General features: G+C 64.6%; 19 protein-coding genes. 7 read left to right on the top strand and 12 right to left on the bottom strand.

The window, feature by feature from the left end:
- The 3 genes from EOA32_RS13755 to EOA32_RS13745 form a co-directional block, all read left to right on the top strand.
- Nucleotides 1-604: hydantoinase B/oxoprolinase family protein (locus EOA32_RS13755; RefSeq protein ID WP_189407129.1), on the top strand; the 604-nt coding region annotated here is incomplete at its 5' end.
- Nucleotides 601-903 (top strand): (2Fe-2S)-binding protein, encoded by a 303-nt coding sequence (locus EOA32_RS13750; protein WP_095776355.1) that lies wholly within the window; start codon nucleotides 601-603, stop codon nucleotides 901-903. The genes EOA32_RS13755 and EOA32_RS13750, both read left to right, overlap by 4 nt.
- Nucleotides 900-2,267: an FAD/NAD(P)-binding oxidoreductase gene (locus EOA32_RS13745; RefSeq protein ID WP_128372049.1), complete on the top strand. Its 1,368-nt coding sequence runs from the start codon at nucleotides 900-902 to the stop codon at nucleotides 2,265-2,267. Before EOA32_RS13750 ends, EOA32_RS13745 begins: the two co-directional genes overlap by 4 nt.
- Nucleotides 2,268-2,319: 52 nt before the next feature.
- Here the strand turns inward: EOA32_RS13745 and EOA32_RS13740 are convergent, their stop codons facing one another.
- Complete coding sequence (locus EOA32_RS13740) at nucleotides 2,320-3,645, bottom strand: FAD-binding oxidoreductase (protein WP_128372048.1); 1,326 nt, start codon at nucleotides 3,643-3,645, stop codon at nucleotides 2,320-2,322.
- 224 nt (nucleotides 3,646-3,869) lie between these two features.
- Between EOA32_RS13740 and EOA32_RS13735 the strand changes: the two genes are divergently transcribed.
- A complete protein-coding gene (locus tag EOA32_RS13735; protein ID WP_066989429.1) occupies nucleotides 3,870-4,346 on the top strand; it encodes an Lrp/AsnC family transcriptional regulator in 477 nt (158 codons plus the stop codon).
- Nucleotides 4,347-4,396: 50 nt separating this feature from the next.
- Here the strand turns inward: EOA32_RS13735 and EOA32_RS13730 are convergent, their stop codons facing one another.
- Nucleotides 4,397-5,338: a LysR family transcriptional regulator gene (locus EOA32_RS13730; RefSeq protein WP_128372047.1), complete on the bottom strand. Its 942-nt coding sequence runs from the start codon at nucleotides 5,336-5,338 to the stop codon at nucleotides 4,397-4,399.
- An 18-nt stretch (nucleotides 5,339-5,356) separates the two neighbouring features.
- On the opposite strand from EOA32_RS13730, the gene EOA32_RS13725 reads away from it, so the two are divergent.
- Nucleotides 5,357-7,198: an FAD-dependent oxidoreductase gene (locus tag EOA32_RS13725; protein ID WP_348632202.1), complete on the top strand. Its 1,842-nt coding sequence runs from the start codon at nucleotides 5,357-5,359 to the stop codon at nucleotides 7,196-7,198.
- Nucleotides 7,199-7,226: 28 nt separating this feature from the next.
- On the opposite strand, the gene EOA32_RS13720 is transcribed toward EOA32_RS13725, so the two are convergent.
- The 7 genes from EOA32_RS13720 to EOA32_RS13690 form a co-directional block, all read right to left on the bottom strand.
- On the bottom strand, nucleotides 7,227-8,882 hold the full coding sequence (locus EOA32_RS13720) for an ABC transporter ATP-binding protein (protein WP_128372046.1): 1,656 nt from the start codon (nucleotides 8,880-8,882) through the stop codon (nucleotides 7,227-7,229).
- Nucleotides 8,879-9,730 (bottom strand): ABC transporter permease, encoded by an 852-nt coding sequence (locus EOA32_RS13715; RefSeq protein WP_066989179.1) that lies wholly within the window; start codon nucleotides 9,728-9,730, stop codon nucleotides 8,879-8,881. Before EOA32_RS13715 ends, EOA32_RS13720 begins: the two co-directional genes overlap by 4 nt.
- A complete protein-coding gene (locus EOA32_RS13710; RefSeq protein WP_128372045.1) occupies nucleotides 9,727-10,677 on the bottom strand; it encodes an ABC transporter permease in 951 nt (316 codons plus the stop codon). The genes EOA32_RS13715 and EOA32_RS13710 overlap by 4 nt, the downstream gene beginning before the upstream one ends.
- Nucleotides 10,678-10,763: 86 nt before the next feature.
- The gene (locus EOA32_RS13705) at nucleotides 10,764-12,374 is read right to left on the bottom strand and encodes an ABC transporter substrate-binding protein (protein WP_095776349.1); all 1,611 of its coding nucleotides are present in this window, start codon (nucleotides 12,372-12,374) and stop codon (nucleotides 10,764-10,766) included.
- Between the two features lie 63 nt (nucleotides 12,375-12,437).
- The gene (locus EOA32_RS13700; protein ID WP_128372044.1) at nucleotides 12,438-13,160 is read right to left on the bottom strand and encodes an HAD-IA family hydrolase; all 723 of its coding nucleotides are present in this window, start codon (nucleotides 13,158-13,160) and stop codon (nucleotides 12,438-12,440) included.
- A gap of 238 nt (nucleotides 13,161-13,398) precedes the next feature.
- Entirely contained in the window at nucleotides 13,399-14,772 is a 1,374-nt protein-coding gene (locus EOA32_RS13695) for an aspartate aminotransferase family protein (RefSeq protein ID WP_128372043.1), read from the bottom strand.
- A 14-nt stretch (nucleotides 14,773-14,786) separates the two neighbouring features.
- Nucleotides 14,787-15,626 carry a GNAT family N-acetyltransferase gene (locus EOA32_RS13690; RefSeq protein ID WP_128372042.1) on the bottom strand — a complete coding sequence of 280 codons (840 nt, stop codon included), beginning with the start codon at nucleotides 15,624-15,626 and terminating at the stop codon, nucleotides 14,787-14,789.
- 321 nt (nucleotides 15,627-15,947) lie between these two features.
- Between EOA32_RS13690 and EOA32_RS13685 the strand changes: the two genes are divergently transcribed.
- Together EOA32_RS13685 and EOA32_RS13680 are read left to right on the top strand one after the other, a co-directional pair.
- Nucleotides 15,948-16,616 carry a haloacid dehalogenase type II gene (locus EOA32_RS13685; RefSeq protein WP_128372041.1) on the top strand — a complete coding sequence of 223 codons (669 nt, stop codon included), beginning with the start codon at nucleotides 15,948-15,950 and terminating at the stop codon, nucleotides 16,614-16,616.
- A gap of 16 nt (nucleotides 16,617-16,632) precedes the next feature.
- Nucleotides 16,633-17,907 carry an FAD-binding oxidoreductase gene (locus EOA32_RS13680; RefSeq protein WP_095776345.1) on the top strand — a complete coding sequence of 425 codons (1,275 nt, stop codon included), beginning with the start codon at nucleotides 16,633-16,635 and terminating at the stop codon, nucleotides 17,905-17,907.
- 12 nt (nucleotides 17,908-17,919) lie between these two features.
- Here the strand turns inward: EOA32_RS13680 and EOA32_RS13675 are convergent, their stop codons facing one another.
- Genes EOA32_RS13675 through EOA32_RS13665 form a run of 3 tightly spaced genes read right to left on the bottom strand, consistent with a single transcriptional unit; the run spans nucleotide 17,920 to nucleotide 21,913 of the window.
- On the bottom strand, nucleotides 17,920-19,377 hold the full coding sequence (locus EOA32_RS13675) for an NAD-dependent succinate-semialdehyde dehydrogenase (RefSeq protein ID WP_066989163.1): 1,458 nt from the start codon (nucleotides 19,375-19,377) through the stop codon (nucleotides 17,920-17,922).
- An 18-nt stretch (nucleotides 19,378-19,395) separates the two neighbouring features.
- Nucleotides 19,396-20,439 (bottom strand): tartrate dehydrogenase, encoded by a 1,044-nt coding sequence (locus EOA32_RS13670; RefSeq protein ID WP_095776672.1) that lies wholly within the window; start codon nucleotides 20,437-20,439, stop codon nucleotides 19,396-19,398.
- Between the two features lie 10 nt (nucleotides 20,440-20,449).
- On the bottom strand, nucleotides 20,450-21,913 hold the full coding sequence (locus EOA32_RS13665; protein WP_095776344.1) for an aldehyde dehydrogenase family protein: 1,464 nt from the start codon (nucleotides 21,911-21,913) through the stop codon (nucleotides 20,450-20,452).
- Between the last annotated feature and the right edge of the window lie 36 nt (nucleotides 21,914-21,949).

Below are 21,949 nucleotides of genomic sequence, written 5' to 3'. Positions count from 1 at the left end.
CTCCCGGATTACCGCGCGCAATCGCGACCGCAGCTTCTTCCGTCCCTGGGGCGTGCTGGGCGGCAAGGCGGCCGGCTTGTCGGACATGGTCGTCAATCCGGGCACCGACCGCGAGCGGCGGCTGGGCAACGTCGACACGGCGGTGCTGCAGCCGGGCGACGTGCTCGAGATCCGCTCCGCCGGCGGCGGCGGACGCGGCGATCCGTTTCAGCGCGAGCCCTGGCGGGTCGCTGAGGATGTGCGGCGCGGCTATCTCTCGCGGGCCGCAGCCGAAAGCGACTACGGGGTCGTTATCCGCGGCGGCGAAGTCGACGAGCACGCGACGGAGCGGCTGCGCGCGAGGCACAAGCCGGCCGCCGGCCATTTCCATTTCGGGCCGGAGCGCGACAGCTACGAAGCGCAGTGGACGCCGGCCGCCTATGACCGGCTCCACGCTCTCCTGGACGCCTTGCCGATCCACTGGCGGTTCTTCGCCAAGACGGAGATTTTTCGCCGCATGAAAGGTCGCTCCGGGCCGAAAGGCGTCCAAGCGGCCTTCGAGGTGGTCTGCGAACGCTTTCCCGAACTGCCACGTCCGGGGCCGGTACGAGAGGCGGCGGAATGATGACGGCCGGCCGCATTGTCCGGCTGGCCGAGCGCGATCGCGAGGAGGTGCAGTTCCTTCTCGACGGTGAGACGCGCAACGCGCTGGACGGCGACACCGTGCTGACCGCAATGCTGGCTACAGCACATGCGCTCCGGAGTTCTGAGTTCGATCCCGAGCCGCGCGCAGGTTTCTGTCTGATGGGAGCCTGCCAGGACTGCTGGGTGTGGCAAGAAGAGGGACCGCGCCTGCGTGCGTGCACAACTCTTGTCGTCGAAGGCATGCGGCTGCGCACGACGCCGCCGGAGAACTGGCCGTGAGCGAGCCGTCATCGCCGCGCATCGTGATCGTAGGTGCGGGCCCCGCCGGCATAAGGGCCGCGGCGACACTGGTCGAGGCCGGGCTCCATCCGGTGGTGATCGATGAAGGGCACCGCGCGGGTGGGCAGATCTATCGCCGCCCGCCTGCCGGGTTCGTCCGAACTCCGGAGCAGCTGTACGGCTCTGAGGCGGACAAGGCTCGCGCGTTGCATTTGCTCTTCGACCGGATGGCCGATGAAGGGCGGCTCACTTATTGCGCGCGCAGCTCCGTCATCGCCGTGCATGAGGGGCGGCTGCATGTGCTGGGGGAGGGCGGCGCGGAGGTCGTCTTCTACGACCGCCTGATCCTCGCCACCGGCGCATCCGACCGCGTCGCCCCGATCCCTGGCTGGCAGAACGCCGGCGTCTTCAGCCTTGGCGCGGCGCAGATCGCGCTCAAGGCGCAGGGCGTCGCGCTCGGACGGCGCATCGTGCTGATCGGGTCGGGCCCTTTGCTGACGCTGGTTGGCATGCAACTCCTCAAGGCCGGAGCGGATGTGGCGGCGGTGCTCGACACCTCCTCCTGGCGCCAGCAGATGCGCGGGTTCTGGGGACTTGCCGCCCGACCAATCGTGGCGTTGCGTGGGCTAACCCTGCGGGCGCGGCTTGGTCGCCGCTACCACGCTGGCGTGACGCCTGAGCGAATCGATGCCGACGGACAGGGTGTCACCGGGATGCGCTGGCGCGACGCCGGCGGCCGGGAGCGCGTTACCCCATGCGACATGATCGGGATCGGCTGGCACCTGCGGGCGGAGACGCATCTGGCAGACCTAGCGAGATGCACCTTCACTTATGACGAGCAGTGGCGGCAATGGCTGCCGAAGACCGACCGGATGGGACGGGCCGGCAATGGCATCTATCTGGCCGGTGATGGGGCCCGTCTCCTAGGGGCGGACGGCGCGGAGATCGCTGGACGCCTTGCCACGGCGGCGTGCCTTGCCGATCTTGGCCATACGGCGGCTTGCGTCAGTGCGGATCTTCACCGGCTCGCACGGCTCGAGCGCTTTGCCCGTGCTCTGGCCCAGGCCTTTCCTTGGCCGAGCGCGATGGTGAGGGCGCTTCCCGACGATACAATCGTCTGCCGCTGCGAGAACGTCACTGCCGGGGCCGTGCGCGAGGGCACGACTGTCGGCGGTGGCGAGGCCAACAAGGTGAAATCGCTCTCGCGCGTCGGCATGGGGCGCTGCCAGGGGCGTTATTGCCAGTTGGCAGCCGCCGAACTCATCGCAGCCCACGCCGGCTGTAGGCCCGAGGATGTCGGCCGGTTTCGCGGGCAGGCCCCCATCCGGCCTGCCCCCATCGGCGCCTTTCTTCGGGAGAGCTGATACAATCCGGAGGGTTCACCTGCCAAGCGATGTCGGAATGTCGCGTTTGAAACTAGAAGTCGGCGACCTTGCCCCACGCCGAAGCATCGAAACGCCGCGGATCGTAGGATTTCGGATCGACGATCGGCTCCAACCCGGTGACAAGATCGGCGACGAGGTGCCCGGCACCGGGTCCGATGCCGAAGCCGTGACCCGAAAATCCGGCAGCCAGGAAGAAGCCTGGAACGGCGTGGATCTCGCCGATGGCCGGCACGCCGTCCGGGGTGCTGTCGATGTAGCCCGCCCAGGCCGCGCTGATCTTCGTCTGCCGCAGCGCAGGCAGCAGCTCGAGCGCGCGGGCATGGGTCAGGCGGATGGTCGCCTGATCCGGCATCGGATCGAGGATACGCATCCGCTCCATCGGCGTCGGCCGGTCGAGCCGCCAGCGTTGGAGCGTTTCGTGGCCTGAGCGCACCCCCTGCAACCCGCCGGGCGCGAGGCTGCGCCAGCGCTTCAGGAACATGGGGACGAACTGCGAAGCGAAGCGCAGCTGCTGCGGCGTCACGTCGACGCGTCCGCGGCCGCTTATGGCGAGCGTGTAGCCGCCGTCACCGCGCCGCGTCGCCGAGATTTTTGCCGTGTGCAGCGCATCCGGCAAGCCCCCCGCGCCGGGCGAGACGGACAGGATGGAGGAGCGGATCGAGGCCTGCGGGAAGCGGAAGCCGAACTGACGGCAAAAGGAGGACGCCCAGGCGCCACCGGCCAAAACCGCCGCCTTCGTGCGGATCGTACCGCTTTCCGTGACCACGCCGCACAGGCGACCGCCCTCGGTCTCGATACCGCGCGCGGCGCAATTCTGATGCACCGTGCCGCCAAGCTGGAGGATGGCGCGGGCGACCGCTGGCGCGGCCTGCGACGGATCTGCGGTGCCGTCGGTCGGCGAGAAGACGCCGCCTTTCCAGGTACGGCCGGTGGCGCGGCCCTGCCCGCTGGCCTCGGCGCTGTCGAGCATGTGCGTGGTGACGCCCGCTGTTCTGGCGAAGTCACGCCAGCGCGCCCAGCCGGCCAGTTCCGCCTCGTCATTGCTGAGATAGAGCAGGCCGCAGCGGCGAAAGCCGGTGTCCTGGCCGCTTTCGGCCGCAAAGCGCTCCCAGAGATCGAGGCTGCGCGTCGCCATCGGCAGCTCGCGGGCGTCGCGGTTCTGTTGGCGGCACCATCCCCAGTTCCTGCTGGACTGCTCGGCGCCGATGCGTCCTTTCTCGACAAGCGCGACCTTCAAGCCGCGCCTAGCCAGGTAGTAGGCCGCGAAGACGCCGACAATGCCGCCGCCGATCACCACCGCATCCGCGGATTGCGGCAGTTCGTCGGATGTCTCGATCTGTTTCAGCGGCGCGCGCATGGTCCTCTCTCTGCCTTTGAGGCTCGAATCTAGCGCGTTGCGCAGGCAGCCGCTGCCGCAGTTATGCTTCAGGCAGAATTTTATTCCGTAGGGCGCAATGAAATCGAGAGTCCCTGCGTGTCAGAGCAGGTCCATCGGATGGACAGGCCTGCGGGCTATGGTAGTGTCACGGCTAGAGAAGTGGCGGCATTTTGTGCTGTGGCTTGCGTTCTTCGGAGATGGACGTGAAACTGGATCGGATCGACATCAAGATTCTGCATGAATTGCAGAAGAACGGCCGCATCACCAATGTGGAGCTGGCCGAACTGGTGCACCTGTCGCCGAGTCCGTGCCTGATGCGGGTCAAGAAGCTCCAGTCGGAAGGCTATATCGAAGGCTATTCCGCGCAGGTGAACATCGGCAAGCTCGGCCAGACACTGACCGTGTTCACCGAAATCACCCTGAAGAACCACCGCCAGGTGGACTTCGCCCGCTTTCTCGCCGTCGTCGAGAAGATCGATCAGGTCATCGAATGCCACCTCGTGTCGGGCGGTTACGACTATCTGATGAAATTCGTGACCGCCGGGATTGGCGAGTACCAGACGATCATGGAGCGGCTGACCGATATGGATATCGGCATCGACAAGTATTTCAGCTTCGTGGTGCTGAAGTCGCCGATCGTCAAATCGCACATGCCGCTGCCCAGCCTGTTTCCGATGTAGTCAGCGGGTAGGCTGTGCCGGGCGCTGCAGTCTGTCTGCTGCGGTCCGGGCTACAGGACGCCAGGCTGCAATAGTGGGTGCAACGCTTTCAACTCGGCTTGCATCTCGGCGATCATCCAGGCGCGGATATCGCAGACGATCGGCCGCACCGGCCGTGAGCGAGGTGCAATCAATTCATGAATCCGTCCGGTGTTGATCTGCCTGTCCGAGGCCGGAACGAGCGTTGCCTGAAGCAGTGCCCTTGAGACATTACTGAGCCAGCCGAGCGCCACGCCTTCTCCGTTCATCGCGGCCTGAAGCACGACTGCGTAGTCCGAGAATTCGAGCCACTTTGCCCTGCTGGTCTTGCGGCGGGCTACGCTGCCCCAGGCATCCAGCCACTGCTCCTTGGCGTCGGTGAGATGAAGCAGGATATGACCTTCGCCGTCCGAGTCATGGTTCAAGCGGCCGTGGTGCGACAGATAGGATGGGCTGCACACCGGAACGATGATTTCCGGCGAGAAGGCCCAGCGGTGATAGTGGGTGTGGTCGTCGGCCAGGATTCTGGTGGCAAGGTCGACATTCTCGGCGGGTCCTCGCAGAACGCCGGCGATGAGTTCGAACCTCAGGTCCACGTCGGGAAATCGCGTGTTGAATGCCGTTAACCTCGGAACGAACCAGTGCGTAGCGAGAGAGCTCGAGAGCGAAAGGGTAACCACCGGCTTTGCGGCACTGTTCCGCTTGATCGTGCCGATCGCCTCCTCGATGCCGTCAAATCCTTGCCGTACAGCCGAATAGAGGGCGCGCCCCTCCGAGGTCGGGGACAATCCCGTTGGACCGCGCGTGAACAGAGCCACGCCGAGATCGGCCTCCAGCTGAGCGATGCCGCGGCTGATCGACGGTTGCGTGACGTTGAACTCGCGCGCCGCGGCGGTGAAACTTCCGGAACGGAGAGCGGCCTCGAAAACGAGGAGTCCGCGTGCGGACGGGACGAGTTTAGCGAAACCGGCCATACGCTAAGCGTATAGCCACTGACGTCGCCCGATTCGAGCTGGGGCGGCGGTCAGCTGGATCTTTCCAGCGATCGCATCATCCCTCATCTCCAATCGCTGTCGCAGCGAATTCATCGCCACGGCGCGGCGGTCATGTGTCAGGTCTCGCATCTCGGCCGGCGCGCCACTGCCTATGCCGGTCACTGGCTGCCGCCGGTTGCGCCGTCACGCGTCCGCGAGACGCGAAACCGGAATTTCCCCAAGGAAATGGACGCCGCGGACATCGACAGGATCGTCAAGGATTACGCCAGTGCCGCCAGGCGCTGCGTTGACGGCGGCCTGGACGGCGTCGAGACCGTCACCGGCGGCCATCTGATTGGCCAATTCCTGTCGCGCAGAACCAACAGGCGCACGGACGCTTTCGGCGGCTCGCTGGAAAACCGCGCGCGCTTCGGGCTGATGGTTCACGAAGCGATCCGCCGCGCGGTGGGCAACGACTTCGCCGTCGGAATCCGCTTGGTGATCGACGAGGCGGTCGACGACGGATCGGATTTCGAGGAATGCCTTGCCTTCGCCCGGCTGTTCCAGCGCGAAGGCCATGTGGATTTCTTCAACTGCATCTTCGGCCGCATGGACACCGACTTGTCGCTGGCCGAGCAGAATATGCCCGGCATGTTTATCAGGAGCGCGCCGTTTCTGCCGTTGGTTGGGCAGTTCAAGCGGGAAACCAGGCTGCCGGTCATCCACGCCGCCGCCATCAGGGACGTAGCCACGGCGCGGCACGCGATCCGCGCAAACCTTGTCGATCTGGTCGGCATGACTCGAGCGCATATTGCCGACCCGCATATCGTCAACAAGGTGATGCGGGGCGAAGAAGACCGCATCCGCCCGTGCGTCGGCGCGTCCTACTGCCTGTACAAGAAGGTCCATTGCATTCACAACCCCGCCAGCGGCCATGAAACGACCGTCAGCCACATCATTGACCGGACCGAAACGCCGAAACGAGTGCTCATCGTCGGCGGTGGTCCGGGCGGGATGGAGGCGGCCCGGGTCGCCGCCGAGCGCGGGCACAGCGTGACCTTGTTCGAAGCCGGGGCCCGGCTCGGCGGGCAGGTGCTCGTTGCGGCCTCGGCGTCCGACCGCAAGGATCTGATCAGTATAGTCGACTGGCGCATCGACGAACTCGCGCGCCTCGGCGTGGATGTCCGTCTCAACACCTATGCGGACGCAGATGGAGTGCTTGCCGAGAAACCGGATGCCGTTATCGTCGCCACAGGCGGCATCCCCGACATGGAGTGGCTGGAGGGCGCCGAACATTGCGACAGCGTCTGGGATATCTTGACCGGGGTCGTGCCCGCGAAGGCCGATGTGCTCATCTACGATGAGACCGGGCGTCAGGCCGCCATATCCTGTGCCCTGCATCTTGCCCGCCTGGGACATGCGGTCAGCGTGGCCATGGCGGACGACACCCTGGCGATCGAGACACCCTATCCGGACCGGGTCAGTTTCCGCAAACTCGCGTCCGAACTCGGCATCCGGGTCGTCGGCGATCTGCGGCTCATCAAGGCAGCGCGCCACGGCAACGGCATCGCCGCCCGGTTCCGGCATGAGCTCACCGGTGCAGAAACGGAAATGACCGCGGCCCAACTCATTGTCGAGCGCGGCACGGCACCTGTGGAAGATACCTACCAGGAATTGCGTGCCCGCTCCGCCAATAAGGGCGTGACCGACATCGCGCTCATGACGGGAGTGGCGACAAAGGGGGTGCAAGGGCTCCAAGCTCCAGGATCCTTCGTCCTGCACCGCATTGGAGACGCGGTCGCCAGCAGGGACATCTACTCGTCAATCTATGAGGCCTACCGGCTCTGCTCGCAACTGTAGTCCGGCGAATCCCCTCCGGTCAGTTTGGTCAGCGGTGGCCGTACTGAGTGACGAGCTCGGGGTCGCGGACGAGGCCGTCGAGCCAGGTCGGATCGAGCTTCGGCACGGAGGAAAACAGAAGTTTGGAATAGGGGTGCGTGGGCGACTTGACCTTGTCGGGCGTGATCTGCTCCACCCGCTCACCATTGTACATGACCATGATCTCGTCGCAGATGGCCTCGACGACGGAGAGGTCGTGGCTGATGAAGATATAGGAGAGCCCCAGCTCGCGCTGCAGCTCCCTGAGCAGCTCGATCACGGCGGACGCTACAACCGTGTCGAGCGCTGAGGTGATTTCGTCGCAGATGATGAGCTTCGGACCGGCCGCCAGCGCGCGCGCGAAGTTCACGCGCTGCTTCTGGCCGCCCGAGAGCTCCGAGGGATGACGGTAGCGCAGCGACCTCGGCAGGCGCACCATGTCGAGCAACTCGTCGACACGCTTCGAGCGCGCCTGCCTGTCGAGCCCGTGATAGAAGGCCAGCGGTCGCGAGATGATGTCCTCAATGGGCTTGGCGGGATTGAGCGCGGTATCGGCATACTGGAACACGATCTGCATCTCGCGCAGTTGGTCGCGAGTGCGTTTCCGGGCGGCGCGCTCCAGTGCCTTGCCGTCGAAGACGATATCGCCGGTCGCCGCCGGATGAATGCCCGCGATGGCGCGCGCCAGCGTCGATTTTCCGCAACCGGACTCGCCGATGACACCGAGATTGCGGCCCTTCTCCACGACCAGGCTGACGGAATCGACCGCGCGGATAACCGGCTGCCCGTCACGTTTCACCGGGCCGTATCCGGCTATCAGATTGTCGATGCGAAGCAGCGGTTTTGGTCCGGAATCTTCATCGGCCCGTATCTGCCTCGACTTCGGCTCGAAAGCGGCCAGCAATTCCCGTGTATAGGGATGCTGGGCAGCCGAAAGGATTCCGGCCGTCGTGCCGGTCTCCTGCACCTCGCCGCCCTTCAGCACCACGATGCGATCTGCGATCTGGGCGACGACCGCGAGGTCGTGGGAAACGTAGACACCCGCAATGCCGCCCGCCTTCATCACCGACTTGAATGCTTTGAGCACGTCGATCTGGGTCGTCACGTCGAGTGCGGTCGTCGGTTCGTCGAAAATGACCAGTTTGGGATCGCCGATCAGCGCCATGGCGGCCGCCAGTCGCTGCAATTGCCCGCCTGAAACCTGGTGCGGATAACGGGCGCCGATACCGTCCGGATCAGGCAGCGACAAGGCCCGGAACAGCTCGACCGCGCGCTTTCGCGCCTGCTCGGGTGGCATCAGGCCGTGGATGCGCGTGACTTCGATCACCTGCTCCATAATGGTCGACGCGGGGTTGAAGGCGGCGGCGGCACTTTGCGGAACATAGGCGATGTGGGTGCCGCGCAACCTGGCGCGTTCCCGCTCGGTAAGCGCAGCCATGTTCTTGCCGTTGACATTGATCTCGCCGCCAGTAATCCGGCAGCCGGGCCGCGCATAGCCCATGAGGGAGAGCGCCACCGTCGTCTTGCCGGAGCCGCTCTCGCCGATCAGGGCGACGATCTCGCCATCGGCGATGTCGAGGCTGACGCCCTTGATGATTTCGACCAGACGTCCGGCGTCGGTCTTTGCCTCGATCCTAAGGTTCCTGACCTCGACGAGATTGGTCATGCGTCCCGGTCCCTGATCTTCTGCGGCAGGTTGTCGATTAAGAGGTTGACGCTGATGGTCAGGCTGGCGATCGCCAGCGACGGCACGATGACGGCCGGGGCTGCGAAGGGCAGGCCACCGATGTTCTCGCGCACCAGCGCGCCCCAGTCGGCTAAAGGCGGCTGCAGGCCGAGCCCGAGGAAGGACAGGCCGGAGAGCAACAGCACGATGAAGACGAAGCGCAGGCCGAAATCGGCAAGCACCGGCCGGATGATGTTCGGCAGGATCTCGGAGCCGATGAGATAGATAGTGCTCTCGCCGCGGACGCGGGCGACGGTCATGAAATCCATGGTGTTGATGTTGACGGCAAGCGCCCGCGCGAAGCGGTAGGCGCCCGGGATGTAGATGACGGCGAGCGTCAGGATCAGCACCGGGATCGATGAGCCGACCGCGGCGACGACAACAAGGCCGAACAGCTTGCTGGGGATGGAGTTCATGGCGTCGAGGAAGCGGCTGAGGCAGGTATCGAACCAGCCGCCGGTGACGGCCGCGATCATCCCCAGAACGACCCCCGAAAAGCAGGCGATCGAGACGGCGGCAAGCGATATGCCGACGGTGTAGCGTGCGCCCATGAGAACCCTGGAAAGCATGTCGCGGCCCAGATAGTCCGAGCCGAGCCACAGCCCCTGGCGCATCGGGCCGAAATAGTCGTCGTCGACGATATCGCCGATCGGATGGGGAATGATGTAGGGCGCGAAGATCGCGACCAGCGTCCACGCCAGAATGACCAGCGAGGCCACGACGCCCACGAGGTTGTAGCTGTGGCCCAGGAAGGACCGTCGGGAGGATGCCGCGCGCGCCACTGTCATCTGAGCCTCGGGTTGGACATGATGGCGACGATGTCGGCGGCCGTGATGAGCAGGAGATAGCCAAGGCAGAAGATCATCGCGCAGCTCTGGATCAGCGGCAGGTCGCGGGTCGCGACCGCATCGACCATCAGCTTGGCGATGCCGGGATAATTGAAGATCGTCTCGACGATGATGACGCCGCCGACCAGATAGGACAACGAGAGCGCGACCGCGTTGACGATCGGCCCAAGCGCGTTCGGAAGGGCGTGGTTGAGCACCATGCGGCTGCGAGAGGCGCCTTTGAGAAGCGCCATCTCGACATAAGGCGTTGAGAGCGTTTCGATCACCGCGGCGCGCGTCATGCGGATCATTTGCGCCGAGATGACGAAGGTGAGGGTGATCACCGGCATCGAATAGATGCGCACGAGGTCGGCAAGCGAGTGCGCCTCGTTGACCGAAGACAACGCCGGCAGCCATTTCAGATAAACGGCAAAGAGCAGGACGGCGAGGGTCGCGACCATGAATTCCGGCACCGAGATCACGCCGATAGAAAGCACGGTGACGGTGCGGTCATAGACGGAGCCTCGTAGCATCGCGGCGGTGATGCCGAGCGTCAGCGCCAGTGGCACCGAGATCAGCGTGGTGATGCCGGCGAGCTTCATGGTGTTGACGAAACGCCCGCCGATCAGGGCCGCGACCGGCATTTCGTTGGCGTAGGAGGTACCGAGATCGCCGTGGAGCAGACCGACAAGCCAACGCAGGAAGCGCAGGATCGCCGGATCGTTGAGATGCATGGCCTCGCGCAGGCCGGCGACCGCCTCGGGCGTCGCCGCCTGGCCAAGCAGGATCGACGCCGTGTCGCCCGGCAGCATGCTGGTGGCGAAGAACACGGCGAACAGGACGATCAGAAGGGTGACGATCGCGATCGCCAGCCGCTTCAGCACGAGGTTTAGAACCCCAGACTTCATGGAAGCTCCCTGCGGTTGCGTTCGGCCAAACAATCTTGCGCAATGCAGTGTAGGGGACCGGCTGACCGGTCCCCTACAGGCGCCTCTTAGGCTTCGAGCCAGAGGTATTCCGCCATTGCGTACCCCATCATGCCACCAAGCGGGTTCGCCTCCAAACCCTTCACCTTGCTGGAGAGGGCATCGACGTTGGAGATGTAGGCCGGGATGATGGTGCCTGCTTCCTCGGAGATCATGGTCTGCATCTGCCCGTAGATCTCCTTGCGCTTGGCCTGGTCGAGGAGGCCGCGCGCCTCGACGAGCAGCTTGTCGAACTTCTCGGACTTGTACTGGCTTTCGTTCCAGGGCGCGTTGGAGGCGTAAAGCAGCGAGAACAGGATGTCCGGCGTCGGGCGCGGATTGATGTTGCCGAAATGGACAGGCGCCTTGAGCCAGTAATTGTCCCAGTAGCCGTCGGACGGGACCCGCTGAACGTCGAGCTTCATGCCGATTTCCGCGCCGGCGGCCTGGATGATGACCGCCATGTCGATCGACGAGGTCGCGGCGTCCGAGGCGACCACCGGAATGGACTGGCCGAGCAGGCCCGCCTTCTTGAAGTGGAACTTCGCCTTGTCCGGATCGAAAGCCTTCGGCTTGAGGTCCGCATTGTGGAAGATGTTCGCCGGCGAGACGGGCTGGTCGTTGCCGATTTCGCCGAGGCCGCGCAATGCCGATTTCACGATCTGCTCGCGGTTGACGAGGTATTTCATGCCGGTCACGAAATCGGCCTTGCTGCCCGGATCCATGTCGAGCCGGATGTTGAGGTCCGTATAGTTGCCCGAGGTCGTCTTCGACAGTTCGAAGCCCTGCTGGCTCTGCAGCAGCTTCATTGCGCGCGGATTTATCGCGGCAGCAAAATTGATATCGCCGGAAAGCAAGGCGTTGACCCGGGCGCTGTCGTCGCTGATGGCGATGAATTCGAAGGAGTCGAGATAGGGCTTGCCCGACTTCCAGTAGTTCTTGTTCTTGGTGACGACCGAACGGACGCCCGGTTCGAACGTCTGCAGCACGAAGGCGCCTGTGCCGTTGCCCTTGGAGAAGTCGGTGGTGCCGTCGGCCACGATCATGAAGTGGTGCAGCGCCAGGATGGTTGGAAGGTCGGCATTCGGATCGGCGAGGGTGATTTCGACCGTCGATTTGTCGACCGCCTTGAAGCCGGTCATCTGTGCGGCGATCTTGGCGACCTTGGAGCCGACCGACTTGTCGAGGTGGCGCTTGAGCGAAAAGACGACGTCGTCAGCCGTCAGGTCCTTGCCGTCGTGGAAGGTGACGCCCTTGCGCAGCTTCACCGTCCAGGTCTTCGCGTCCTTGCTGTCGATGCTTTCGGCCAGTTCCATCTGCGTCTTGCCATCCTTGTCGAGGAAGGTCAGACGGTTATAGAGCGAGCAACACCGGACATAGTCGGTGGAGAGCGATGCCTTTGCCGGATCGAGCGTGTCGGCCGTCGATGACGACCAGCCGGCCGCCTTGAAGTTTCCGCCGGAGACCGGCGTGGCGGCGACGGCCTGCGTGGCACGGCCAAGCACAACGCCGCCCGCGGCAACCGCGGCGCCGCCCGCCAGCAGCATCTTGAGGAGTTCGCGGCGGCTCGCGCCTCGCCGGATGGCGTTTTCGACCATCGCATCGTCTGCTCCGGTCCAGTTGGTGATCTTGTCGGTCATGTCATTCCCCTTTCGTTGGTTGGTCAGGACGCGCGTCTTGCTGCGGCTTTTCCGGGCTTGGGTTCAGGTTCGTTCTTTCATGCTCTCCCGCACGGCCGCCGCAAACGCGGCCATCGAGGTGAAGTGGTAGTCCGGCACGGTGAAGCGCTCGGGCTCGATCGTGCCGCCATAGCCCTTCTGGGCATGACGGCGCTCGATCCAGCAGTTGGTCATGCCGAGCGCTCGGGATATGCCGATGTCGTGATGCTGGCTTTGCGCGACGTGCAGGATGTCGTCCTTGCTGTCGCCGCGCGACGCCACGAAATCGAGGACCTTCTGGAAAAAGGCGGGATCCGGTTTTTCCGTGCCGGTATCGTCGGCAGTGAAGGTGGCAAAAAAGGGCGATCCGAGCTGCTTCTCGAAATGGTCGAGAGCCCAGCGCCGGGCATTGGTCATGGCAATCAGCTTATGAGACGTCGCAAGGCCGGCCAGCGCCGCCCTGCTGTCGAAGAAGCCCTGCCAGACGCTGGCCGAATCCCGCAGGCGGGCGCCGTATTTCTCCTCGGCCGGCAGGCCGAGCCGCGGTGCGATGACCGTGTAGACACGCGCGAGATCGTCGGGGAACAGGTTCGCATCGGGCATGTAGCGGGCCTGCCGGTAAAGGGCCAGCGCTTCTTCGCCGTCGATTGAGACACCGGCCTCCGCAGCGATCCCGGCCAGGCAGGTCGTTATGCCGCCTTCGAAGTCGATCAGCGTGCCGACCACATCGAAGGTCATGTATTTGAATTCGCTAAAGCCCCTGGCCAAGACTGGCTCTCCTCTGCGCGCGGCCGAATTACTGATGCTGAACAGAACAAAATTCCGTGCTGTCCGGGGCGTCGGCCTTTTTCAAAAGCCCGGAAATCCGGGCTTTCTGGCCTTGTCTTAAAAAGCAGTCTGGCACTTCCCCCGCGCTGGATTCGCCGAAAAGGCGCGAGGTAGCGGCACAAAATTGCGAAATCGTCTGCCGCGGCGATATTTCGAGATGCGAAAAATGCGTCGCCCTTCATGCAAGCGCCCGGCGGACATCGGCGTCGTCCAGCGTCTGGTCCAGCGTCCGGCGCGTGCGCTCGATGATCGCATCGATGTCGCCGTCGGTGCAGCAGAGCGGCGGAGCATAGCCGAGAACCCCATGCGCGAAGGCGCGGATGATCAGGCCATTGTCCCACGCCCTATCGAAGACGCGCCGCGCCGGCATGGCCGAGGCTGGAAGCGGCGTTTTCTTCTTTTTGTCGACCACCAACTCGATGGCGGCGAGCATGCCGCGACCCCGCACATCGCCGACCAGTGGGTGATCGCTCAAGGCAGACAAGCCCGCCATCAAGCGCGCGCCGGCCCTGGCGCCGTTCTCCAGAAGGCCTTCCTCATAGAGCTTCAGCACCGCGAGCGCGACGGCGGCGCTGACCGGATGGGCGGAATAGGTGTAGCCGTGGCCGACCGCCGAGGCGCCTGCGCCATCGGCGATGACGTTATAGACATGATCGGCCATGAAGACCGCGCCCATTGGCACATAGCCCGAGGTCAGGCCCTTCGCGGTGGTCATGAAGTCGGGAACGATATCCTCCTCCGTGCAGGCAAACAGGGGGCCGGTGCGGCCGAAACCGGTGATCACCTCGTCGGCGATGAAGAGGATGCCGTATTCACGGCAGAGCTCGCGCATCGCCTTGATCCAGCCTTTCGGCGGGACGATAACGCCACCCGAGCCCTGGATCGGCTCGGCGTAGAAGGCGGCGACCCGCTCCGGCCCGATCTCCTCGATCTTCGCCTTCAGCGCGGCGAGCGACGCGGCGATGATCGCGTTCGGGTCATCGCCAACCGGATTGCGATAGGGATAGGGCGAGGGGATCTTGTGCTGCCATTCGAACGGAATGCCGAAACCGGCATGAAAGGCGGGCAGGGCGGTCAGGCCCGCGCCGACCACCGACGATCCGTGATAACCCTGCTCAATTGAAATGAACTGGTCGCGTTCAGGCTCGCCTCTGGCATTCCAGTAGTAGCGGACGAACCGGATCGTGCTGTCGACAGCGTCCGATCCCCCGAGCGTGAAATAGACGTGATTGAGATCCCCCGGCGCGCGGTCTGCCAGCTCCGAGGCGAGCCGGATGGCGGGCTCCGAGCCGAGATCGAAATAGGCGGTGGCGTAGGGCAACTCGCGCATCTGCCGGGCCGCCGCCTCGACGATGCTGTCGTGACCATAGCCGGCATTGACGCACCACAGTCCGGCGAAGCCGTCGAGAAGTTGCCGGCCGGACGCATCGGTCACGGTAGCGCCCTTCGCCGATTTCAGCACCCGCACGCCGAGCGCCTCATGGCCGCGATATGAGGCGACCGGATGGATGAGATGGGCGCGGTCGAGTTCGATCAGGGAATTGGCGAGCATTGTTGTCCTCCGGACTATCCGAGCGCCTGGTTGGCGAGGGCGTAAACTTTTGGCCTGGCCTGTTCGGCCCCATTCTTGGCCGGACGGTCCATAGCGACGCCGCCCCCGACATGAGCAAGGCCGATTTCTCCGAGCCAGCCGGCGATGCCGGTCCTGCTTTCGGTATCCACGCGCAGGAAAGCGCCAGGGCGAGACGCGGCGAAGAAGCTGATCAGGGCCTTGGCGTCGTCGGCATTTTCGGCGATGACGGGGCCGATCACCTCGCCGCGTCCGAACGGGCGGATTGCGGCATAGGCCGCGATGACGCCACTGCGGCGGATGACTGCGAATTCACCCCGCTCGGCCAGCGCATCGATCAAAGCTTCACGGTCGGCGCCGTAGGCGTCACGGTCTAGGGCCTTGATTTCCGGCAGATGGTGCGCGCCCGCGGCTTCCACACCGTCGGAAGCCTCAAGCGCTGCCACCTGGCCCTGATGCTGAAGAATCGTGCCCGAGGGCACGAAGCCAAGCTTCTCATAAAGAGGCATGCCGTCGGTCGTGGCGACGAGCCGCAGCGGACGGTCGCCGGCAAGGGCGAAGGCCCGTTCCATGAGCCGGCGCCCGAGCCCTTTGCCTCGCGCGTTCCTGTCGACGATCACCATGTTGATCATGGCGCAATCGGCACCGTAAGGCGTTACCAGGATTGTCCCTGCGACCCGGCCCTGGTCGTCGAGCGCAACCGCGCCGCTCGAAAGCTGCAGCGCCATCTGCCAATCCTGCGGGCGATGCGGCCAATTCTCCTGCCGAGATAGCGCGACTGCACCCTCGATATGATCCGGCCCGAAGTCCTGGAGTTCGATCTCGCCTTGCTGCATGACGCACCTTTCAGTCTGACCCCAAGTCTCGATCATCGGTGCGCCGCAGATCGTCTGAAGGTTTCGACTTCGGCGGTATCATTCGCCGTTGCTGAGGGCGTGCGCCGCATCTTGTGCTGGCCCCTATGGAACTGGATGCGTTTTAGCGCCTCGACCAGCGGCATCCTTCGACGCTCAAGATGCTACAGCGTGCCAAACGGAACCGCGGATACGGAACTTTCTGCTTTCGGCAGGCGCTTTTCGGTCAGGTGGGTCGCTTCCTGCCGGCTTATGATGAAAGACGTCCCAACACGGATGTGCTTCCACCGGAGATCGACGGATATGGCTTCTTTCAGGCCCAAATACATCACCTTCGACTGCTACGGCACGTTGACCAATTTCCAGATGGCCGAGGTGGCGCGTGACCTCTATGGGAGCCGGCTCGACGAGCCGCGCATGCAGGCGTTCATCAAGAACTTCGCGGCTTACCGGCTCGACGAGATCCTGGGCGACTGGAAGCCCTATGCCGACGTCGTCCACAACGCGCTCGAGCGCGCCTGCAAGCGCAACGGCGTCGCCTTCAGCCCGGACGACGCGACGATGGTCTATGAGCGTGTCCCGACCTGGGGGCCCCACGCGGACGTTCCAGCCGGGCTGGCGAAGGTTGCCAAGGAGATTCCGCTGGTCATCCTCTCCAACGCCATGAACGCGCAGATCATGTCCAATGTCGAGAAGCTCGGCGCGCCATTCCATGCCGTCTACACGGCCGAACAGGCGCAGGCCTACAAGCCACGCTTCAAGGCTTTCGAATATATGCTCGATAGGCTGGGCTGTGGCCCGGAGGATGTTCTTCACTGCTCGTCCTCGTTCCGCTACGACCTGATGTCGGCGCATGATCTCGGGATCAAGAACAAGGTCTGGGTCAATCGCGGCCACGAGCCGGCCAACCCTTATTACGGCTATGTCGAGATCGCCGACATTTCCGGTCTTCCGGGCGTGGTCGGGCTTTGAAACTCACGGATTGCAAATGAAGCTGGTCTCCTACTGGCACGACACCGCCCCTGTTTTTTCCGGCGGGGCGCAGGGCCCGGTCGAGGGACACTACGACGCCGCCATCATCGGCGGCGGCTTCACCGGTCTCGCCGCCGCCCGCCAACTGGCGAAGGCCGGCGCCAAGGTGGCGGTGCTGGAAGCGGAGCGGGTCGGCTGGGGCGCGTCCGGGCGCAATGGCGGGCACCTGAACAACGGCCTCGCCCACAGCTACCTTTCGGCCAAGGCGGAGCTCGGCAAGGAGCGCGCGATCGCGCTCTACCGGGCACTGGACGATTCCGTCGACACCATCGAGGCGCTGGTCGCCGAGGAGGGTATCGACTGCAACTTCCGCCGCGCCGGCAAGCTGAAGCTCGCCTCCAAGCCGCAGCATTTCGAAGCGATCGCCCGTAACTTCGAGGCCGTCCATGCCGAGGTCGATCCGGACACGGCGCTGCTGTCGCCGAACGATCTCAAATCCGAGATCGGCTCGCCCTTCCATGGCGCGATGCTGTCGAAGAAGAGCGCCATGATGCATATGGGCCGCTACGTGGCCGGGCTGGCGACAGCCGCGGTTCGCCATGGCGCCGTCATCCACGAGAATGCGGCGGTGACGGATCATAGGCAGTCGGGCACGCGCCATCAGCTGACCACCTCCCGCGGCCGCATCAGCGCCGACAATGTGCTGGTGGCGACCGGCGCCTACACCACGCCGAATTTCGGCTATTTTCGCCGCAGGATCATTTCCGTCGGCAGCTTCATCATCGCCACGCGACCGCTGAGCGACGCCGAGATCGCCGCGACCATGCCCGGCAACCGGACATGCGTGACCTCGATGAACATCGGCAACTACTTCCGGCTTGCGCCGGACAAGCGCCTGATCTTCGGCGGCCGCGCACGCTTTTCGGCGACATCGGACCAGCGCTCCGATGCCAGGAGCGGACAGATATTGCGGGCGAGCCTCGCGGCGATCTTCCCGCAGCTCGCCAGGGTCGAGATCGACTATTGCTGGGGCGGGCTGGTCGACATGACCAAGGACCGCTTCCCGCGGGCCGGCTACCATGACGGGGTCTGGTACGCGATGGGCTATTCCGGCCACGGCGCGCAGCTTTCCACCCATCTCGGCATGATCATGGCCGATGCCATGCTTGGTCGTGCGGACCGCAATCCGATGAAGGGGCTCGAGTGGCCTGCCATTCCCGGCTATTCCGGCAAGCCCTGGTTCCTGCCGATGGTCGGTCTCTACTACAAGGCGCTCGACCGGATCCAGTGATCGGGGCTGGGGTTAACCCAGCCCGCCCATGTGGAAGCTCTTCAGTTCCAGATATTCCTCGATGCCGGCCTGCGCGCCCTCGCGCCCGAGGCCGGACTGCTTGACGCCGCCGAAGGGGGCTATCTCCATCGAAACCGAGCCGGTGTTCAGACCCACCATGCCGAACTCCAGCGCCTCGCCGACGCGCCAGGCGCGCTTCAGGTTCTCGGTGTAAAAGTAGGAGGCAAGCCCGTAAGGTGTGCCGTTGGCAAGCGCGACAGCTTCCTCTTCCGTCTCGAAACGGAAAAGCGGTGCGACCGGACCGAAAGTCTCCTCGCTGGCGAGTTCCATTTCGTTTGTCGCACCGGCCAGCACCAGCGGCGCGACATATTGAGGACCCTCCGGCAGCACCGGCTTCTCGGTGACGATCGTCGCGCCTTTGGCAAGCGCATCCTCGACGTGCCGATTGATTTTCTCGACCGCCGCCATGTTGATCATCGGCCCGATGGCGACGCCGGGCTGCGTGCCCGGTCCCACCGTCAACGCATTGACGCGGGCGCTGAGCTTGGCGGAGAAGGCGTCATAAACTCCGGCCTGGACGAGAATGCGGTTGGCGCACACGCAGGTCTGGCCGCCATTGCGGAACTTCGACGCCAGCGCCCCCTCGACCGCGAGATCGAGGTCGGCGTCGTCGAAGACGATGAAGGGCGCGTTGCCGCCGAGCTCGAGGCTGAGCCTTTTCACGCTGTCGGCCGCTCCGCGCATCAGCAGCGAGCCGACCCTGGTCGAACCGGTGAAGGAGATCTTGCGCACGGTCTCATTCGCCATGATCTCGTTGCCGATCTCGGCCGGCATGCCGGTGACGATGTTGATGACGCCGGCGGGAATACCCGCGCGTTCGGCGAGCACACCGAGCGCCAACGCCGAATAGGGCGTGAACTCGGACGGCTTGATCACCACCGTGCAGCCAGCGGCCAGCGCCGGCGCGACCTTGCGGGTGATCATCGCATTGGGAAAGTTCCAAGGCGTGATGATGCCGCACACGCCGACGGGTTCCTTCAGGACGATGATGCGGCGGTCTGATGTAGGCGAGGGGATGGTGTGGCCATTGATCCGGCGCGCCTCCTCGGCGAACCATTTGACGAAGGATGCGCCGTAGCGGATCTCGCCTTTGGCCTCGTCCAGCGGCTTGCCCTGTTCCGTGGTCAGGATCAGTGCGAGATCGTCCAGATGCTTAAGCATCAGACCATGCCAGGCCTCCAGCAGGGCGGCGCGTTCGGCGTGGGTCTTCTTTTTCCAATCCCGATAGGCGGAAGCCGCGGCCTCTATGGCCGCGCGGGCCTCCGGGCCGGCCATGTCGGGCACTGTGCCGATCGATATCTGTGTTGCCGGATCGATCACATCGACCGTTCTGCCGGAACCTGCCGCGACCCATCTGCCGCCGATCAGGCCGGCCTCGCGGAAGAGAGTTTTGTCTTTCAGGCTTTTCATCGAAAACGACCTCGCAAATCAGGTGAGCGCCGCGACAACGGCGGATGTGATGGCGTCCGTGCGATCTTTGCCGGCCGTGGTTCCCACCCCTCGCGCCGTTGTCGCTTCGATCGCGTTCATGACGCGGCCGGCTGCGTCCTTTTCGCCCAGATGATCGAGCATCATTGCGCCCGACCATATGGCGGCGATCGGGTTGGCGATGCCGAGGTGGGCGATGTCGGGCGCGGAGCCGTGCACCGGCTCGAACATGGACGGCGCCGAGCGGTCGGGGTTGATGTTGGCGGAAGCCGCGTAGCCGAGCCCGCCCTGGATCGCCGCGCCGATATCCGTCAGTATGTCGCCGAAGAGATTGGAAGCGACGACCACGTCGAGGCTCTGCGGATCCATGATCATGCGCGCAGCGAGCGCGTCGACGTGATAGCTGGTCACGTCGACGTCCGGATAGTCGGCGGCCAGCTTGCGCGTGATCTCGTCCCAGAACACCATTGAATATTTCTGCGCGTTGGACTTGGTGACGGAAGCCAGCCTGCCACGCCGCGCCCGTGCCTGCTCGAAGCCGAAGCGCAGGATGCGCTCGACCCCGGCCCGGGTGAAGATCGAGGTTTCCACCGCGACCTCGTCCAGCGTGCCTTGATGCACACGCCCGCCGGCGCCGGAATATTCGCCTTCGGTGTTTTCGCGGATGCACAGAATATCGAAGCTCTCGGCCCGCAGCGGCCCCCTCACACCCGGCAGCAGCCGGTGCGGCCGGATATTGGCGTATTGCACGAATGCCTTGCGGATCGGCAGCAAAAGTCCATGGAGAGAAACGGAATCAGGCACCTGCGTCGGCCAGCCGACGGCCCCGAGCAGGATGGCGTCGAAGCGGCGCAATGTCTCGATGCCGTCCTCGGGCATCATGCGGCCGGTTTCCTTGAAGAAACGACAGGACCATGGAAACTCGGTCCCAGTCAGGGCAAAGCCGGAGTGCTTGGCCACGGTTTCCAGCACCGTCCAGGCGGCGGCGGTCACATCGCGACCGATGCCATCACCGGGGATCAGGGCGATCGAGTAGGTCTTCATCGGCATCTCTTCACAGGCTGATCAGGACGCTCTTGGTCCTGCGGTTGGCGAGATAGGCCTCGCGGCCAAGGTCCTTGCCGATACCGGAGCGCTTGTAGCCGCCGGTCGGCAGGATGTGGTCGCGCGAGCGGCTGTAGCGGTTGACCCACACGGTGCCCGCTTCCAGCTTGCGCGCGAGACGGATCGTGCGAGACAGATCGGCGGTGAACAGGCCGGAAGCCAGTCCGTAAGTCGGATGGCTGGACAGCGCCAGCGCCTCGTCTTCGGTCTCGAAGGTCTGGACCGTCAGGACCGGGCCGAAGATTTCCTCGACGATCGCCGGATTGGCCTGGTCGACATTGGCGATCAGCGTCGGCTCGTAGAAATAGCCGGGGCTGTCCATAAAAGTGCCGCCCGTCAGGCATTCGCCGCCGGCCTCGACCGCGGCCCGCACGATGGCGTCGACACGTCCCCGCTGCCGTTCCGAGATGATCGGCGAATACTGCGTGGTCTCGTCCCAGGTCGGGCCGGGCCTCACCGCCTTCATCTTTTCCAGGATCGAGGCCGTCAGCCTGCCGGCCACACTCTTCTCGACGATCAGGCGCGTGCCGGCCACGCAGGCCTGGCCGGCATTGAAGGTGACGCTGCCGGCGATTGCGGCCGCCGCCTTGTCGAGATCGGCATCGGCAAAGACGAGCTGCGGGCTCTTGCCGCCGAGCTCCAGCGTCATCGGCTTGACGCCGGTGCGGGCGACGTTCTCCATGATCGCCGAGCCGGCGCGGGTCGAACCGGTGAAGCTGACCTTGGCGATCTCGGGATGGCCGGTCAACGCCGTGCCGGTCGTGGGACCGTCGCCGAGCACCACGTTGATAAGTCCTGCCGGCAGGCCGGCTCTGACGGCGAGCTGCGCCAAATAGACGGTCGAGAACGGCGTCATTTCGGACGGCTTCAGCACGACTGCATTGCCCGCGGCCAGCGCCGGGCCGAGTTTCCAGCCGGCCATCGAGATCGGAAAATTCCAGGGCGTGATCGCGGCCACGACGCCATAGGGTTCGCTCATGATCATGCCGAAACTGGCGTCGTCGGTCGGCGCCAGTTCGCTGCCTTCCTTATCGGCGAACTCGGCAAAGAAGCGGATCTGCTCGGCGGTCACGGCGATGTCGCCGGCGGCGAGCTGGCCCACGGGCCGGGTCGAGGACAGCGCCTCGATCCTGGCGAGCGTTTCGGCTTCCGCTTCCATCAGATCGGCCCAGGCGTGGAGCGCCCTGGTGCGCTCGCGCGGCCGGACGCCGCCCCAGTTGCTGGCTTTCAGCGCCGCTTTGGCACTTTCCACCGCCCGGTTCACCAAGTCCGCACCGGCCACGGGGCAGGCGGCATAGGACTTGCCGTCGGACGGACGGCGCATCTCGATCGCACCCTCGGCCGAAATCAGCTCCCCATCGATGAAGTGGCCGACGGGAAGCGAGATTGTATCGGGATCGAAGCTCAGGCTCATGGGCAACCACTCGGCAGCATCGGCCTCAGCCTAGCC

It is taken from the genome of Mesorhizobium sp. M1A.F.Ca.ET.072.01.1.1, from assembly GCF_004023325.1.
GTDB lineage: Bacteria > Pseudomonadota > Alphaproteobacteria > Rhizobiales > Rhizobiaceae > Mesorhizobium.
This window is presented reverse-complemented; position numbering and strand designations above follow the sequence as displayed.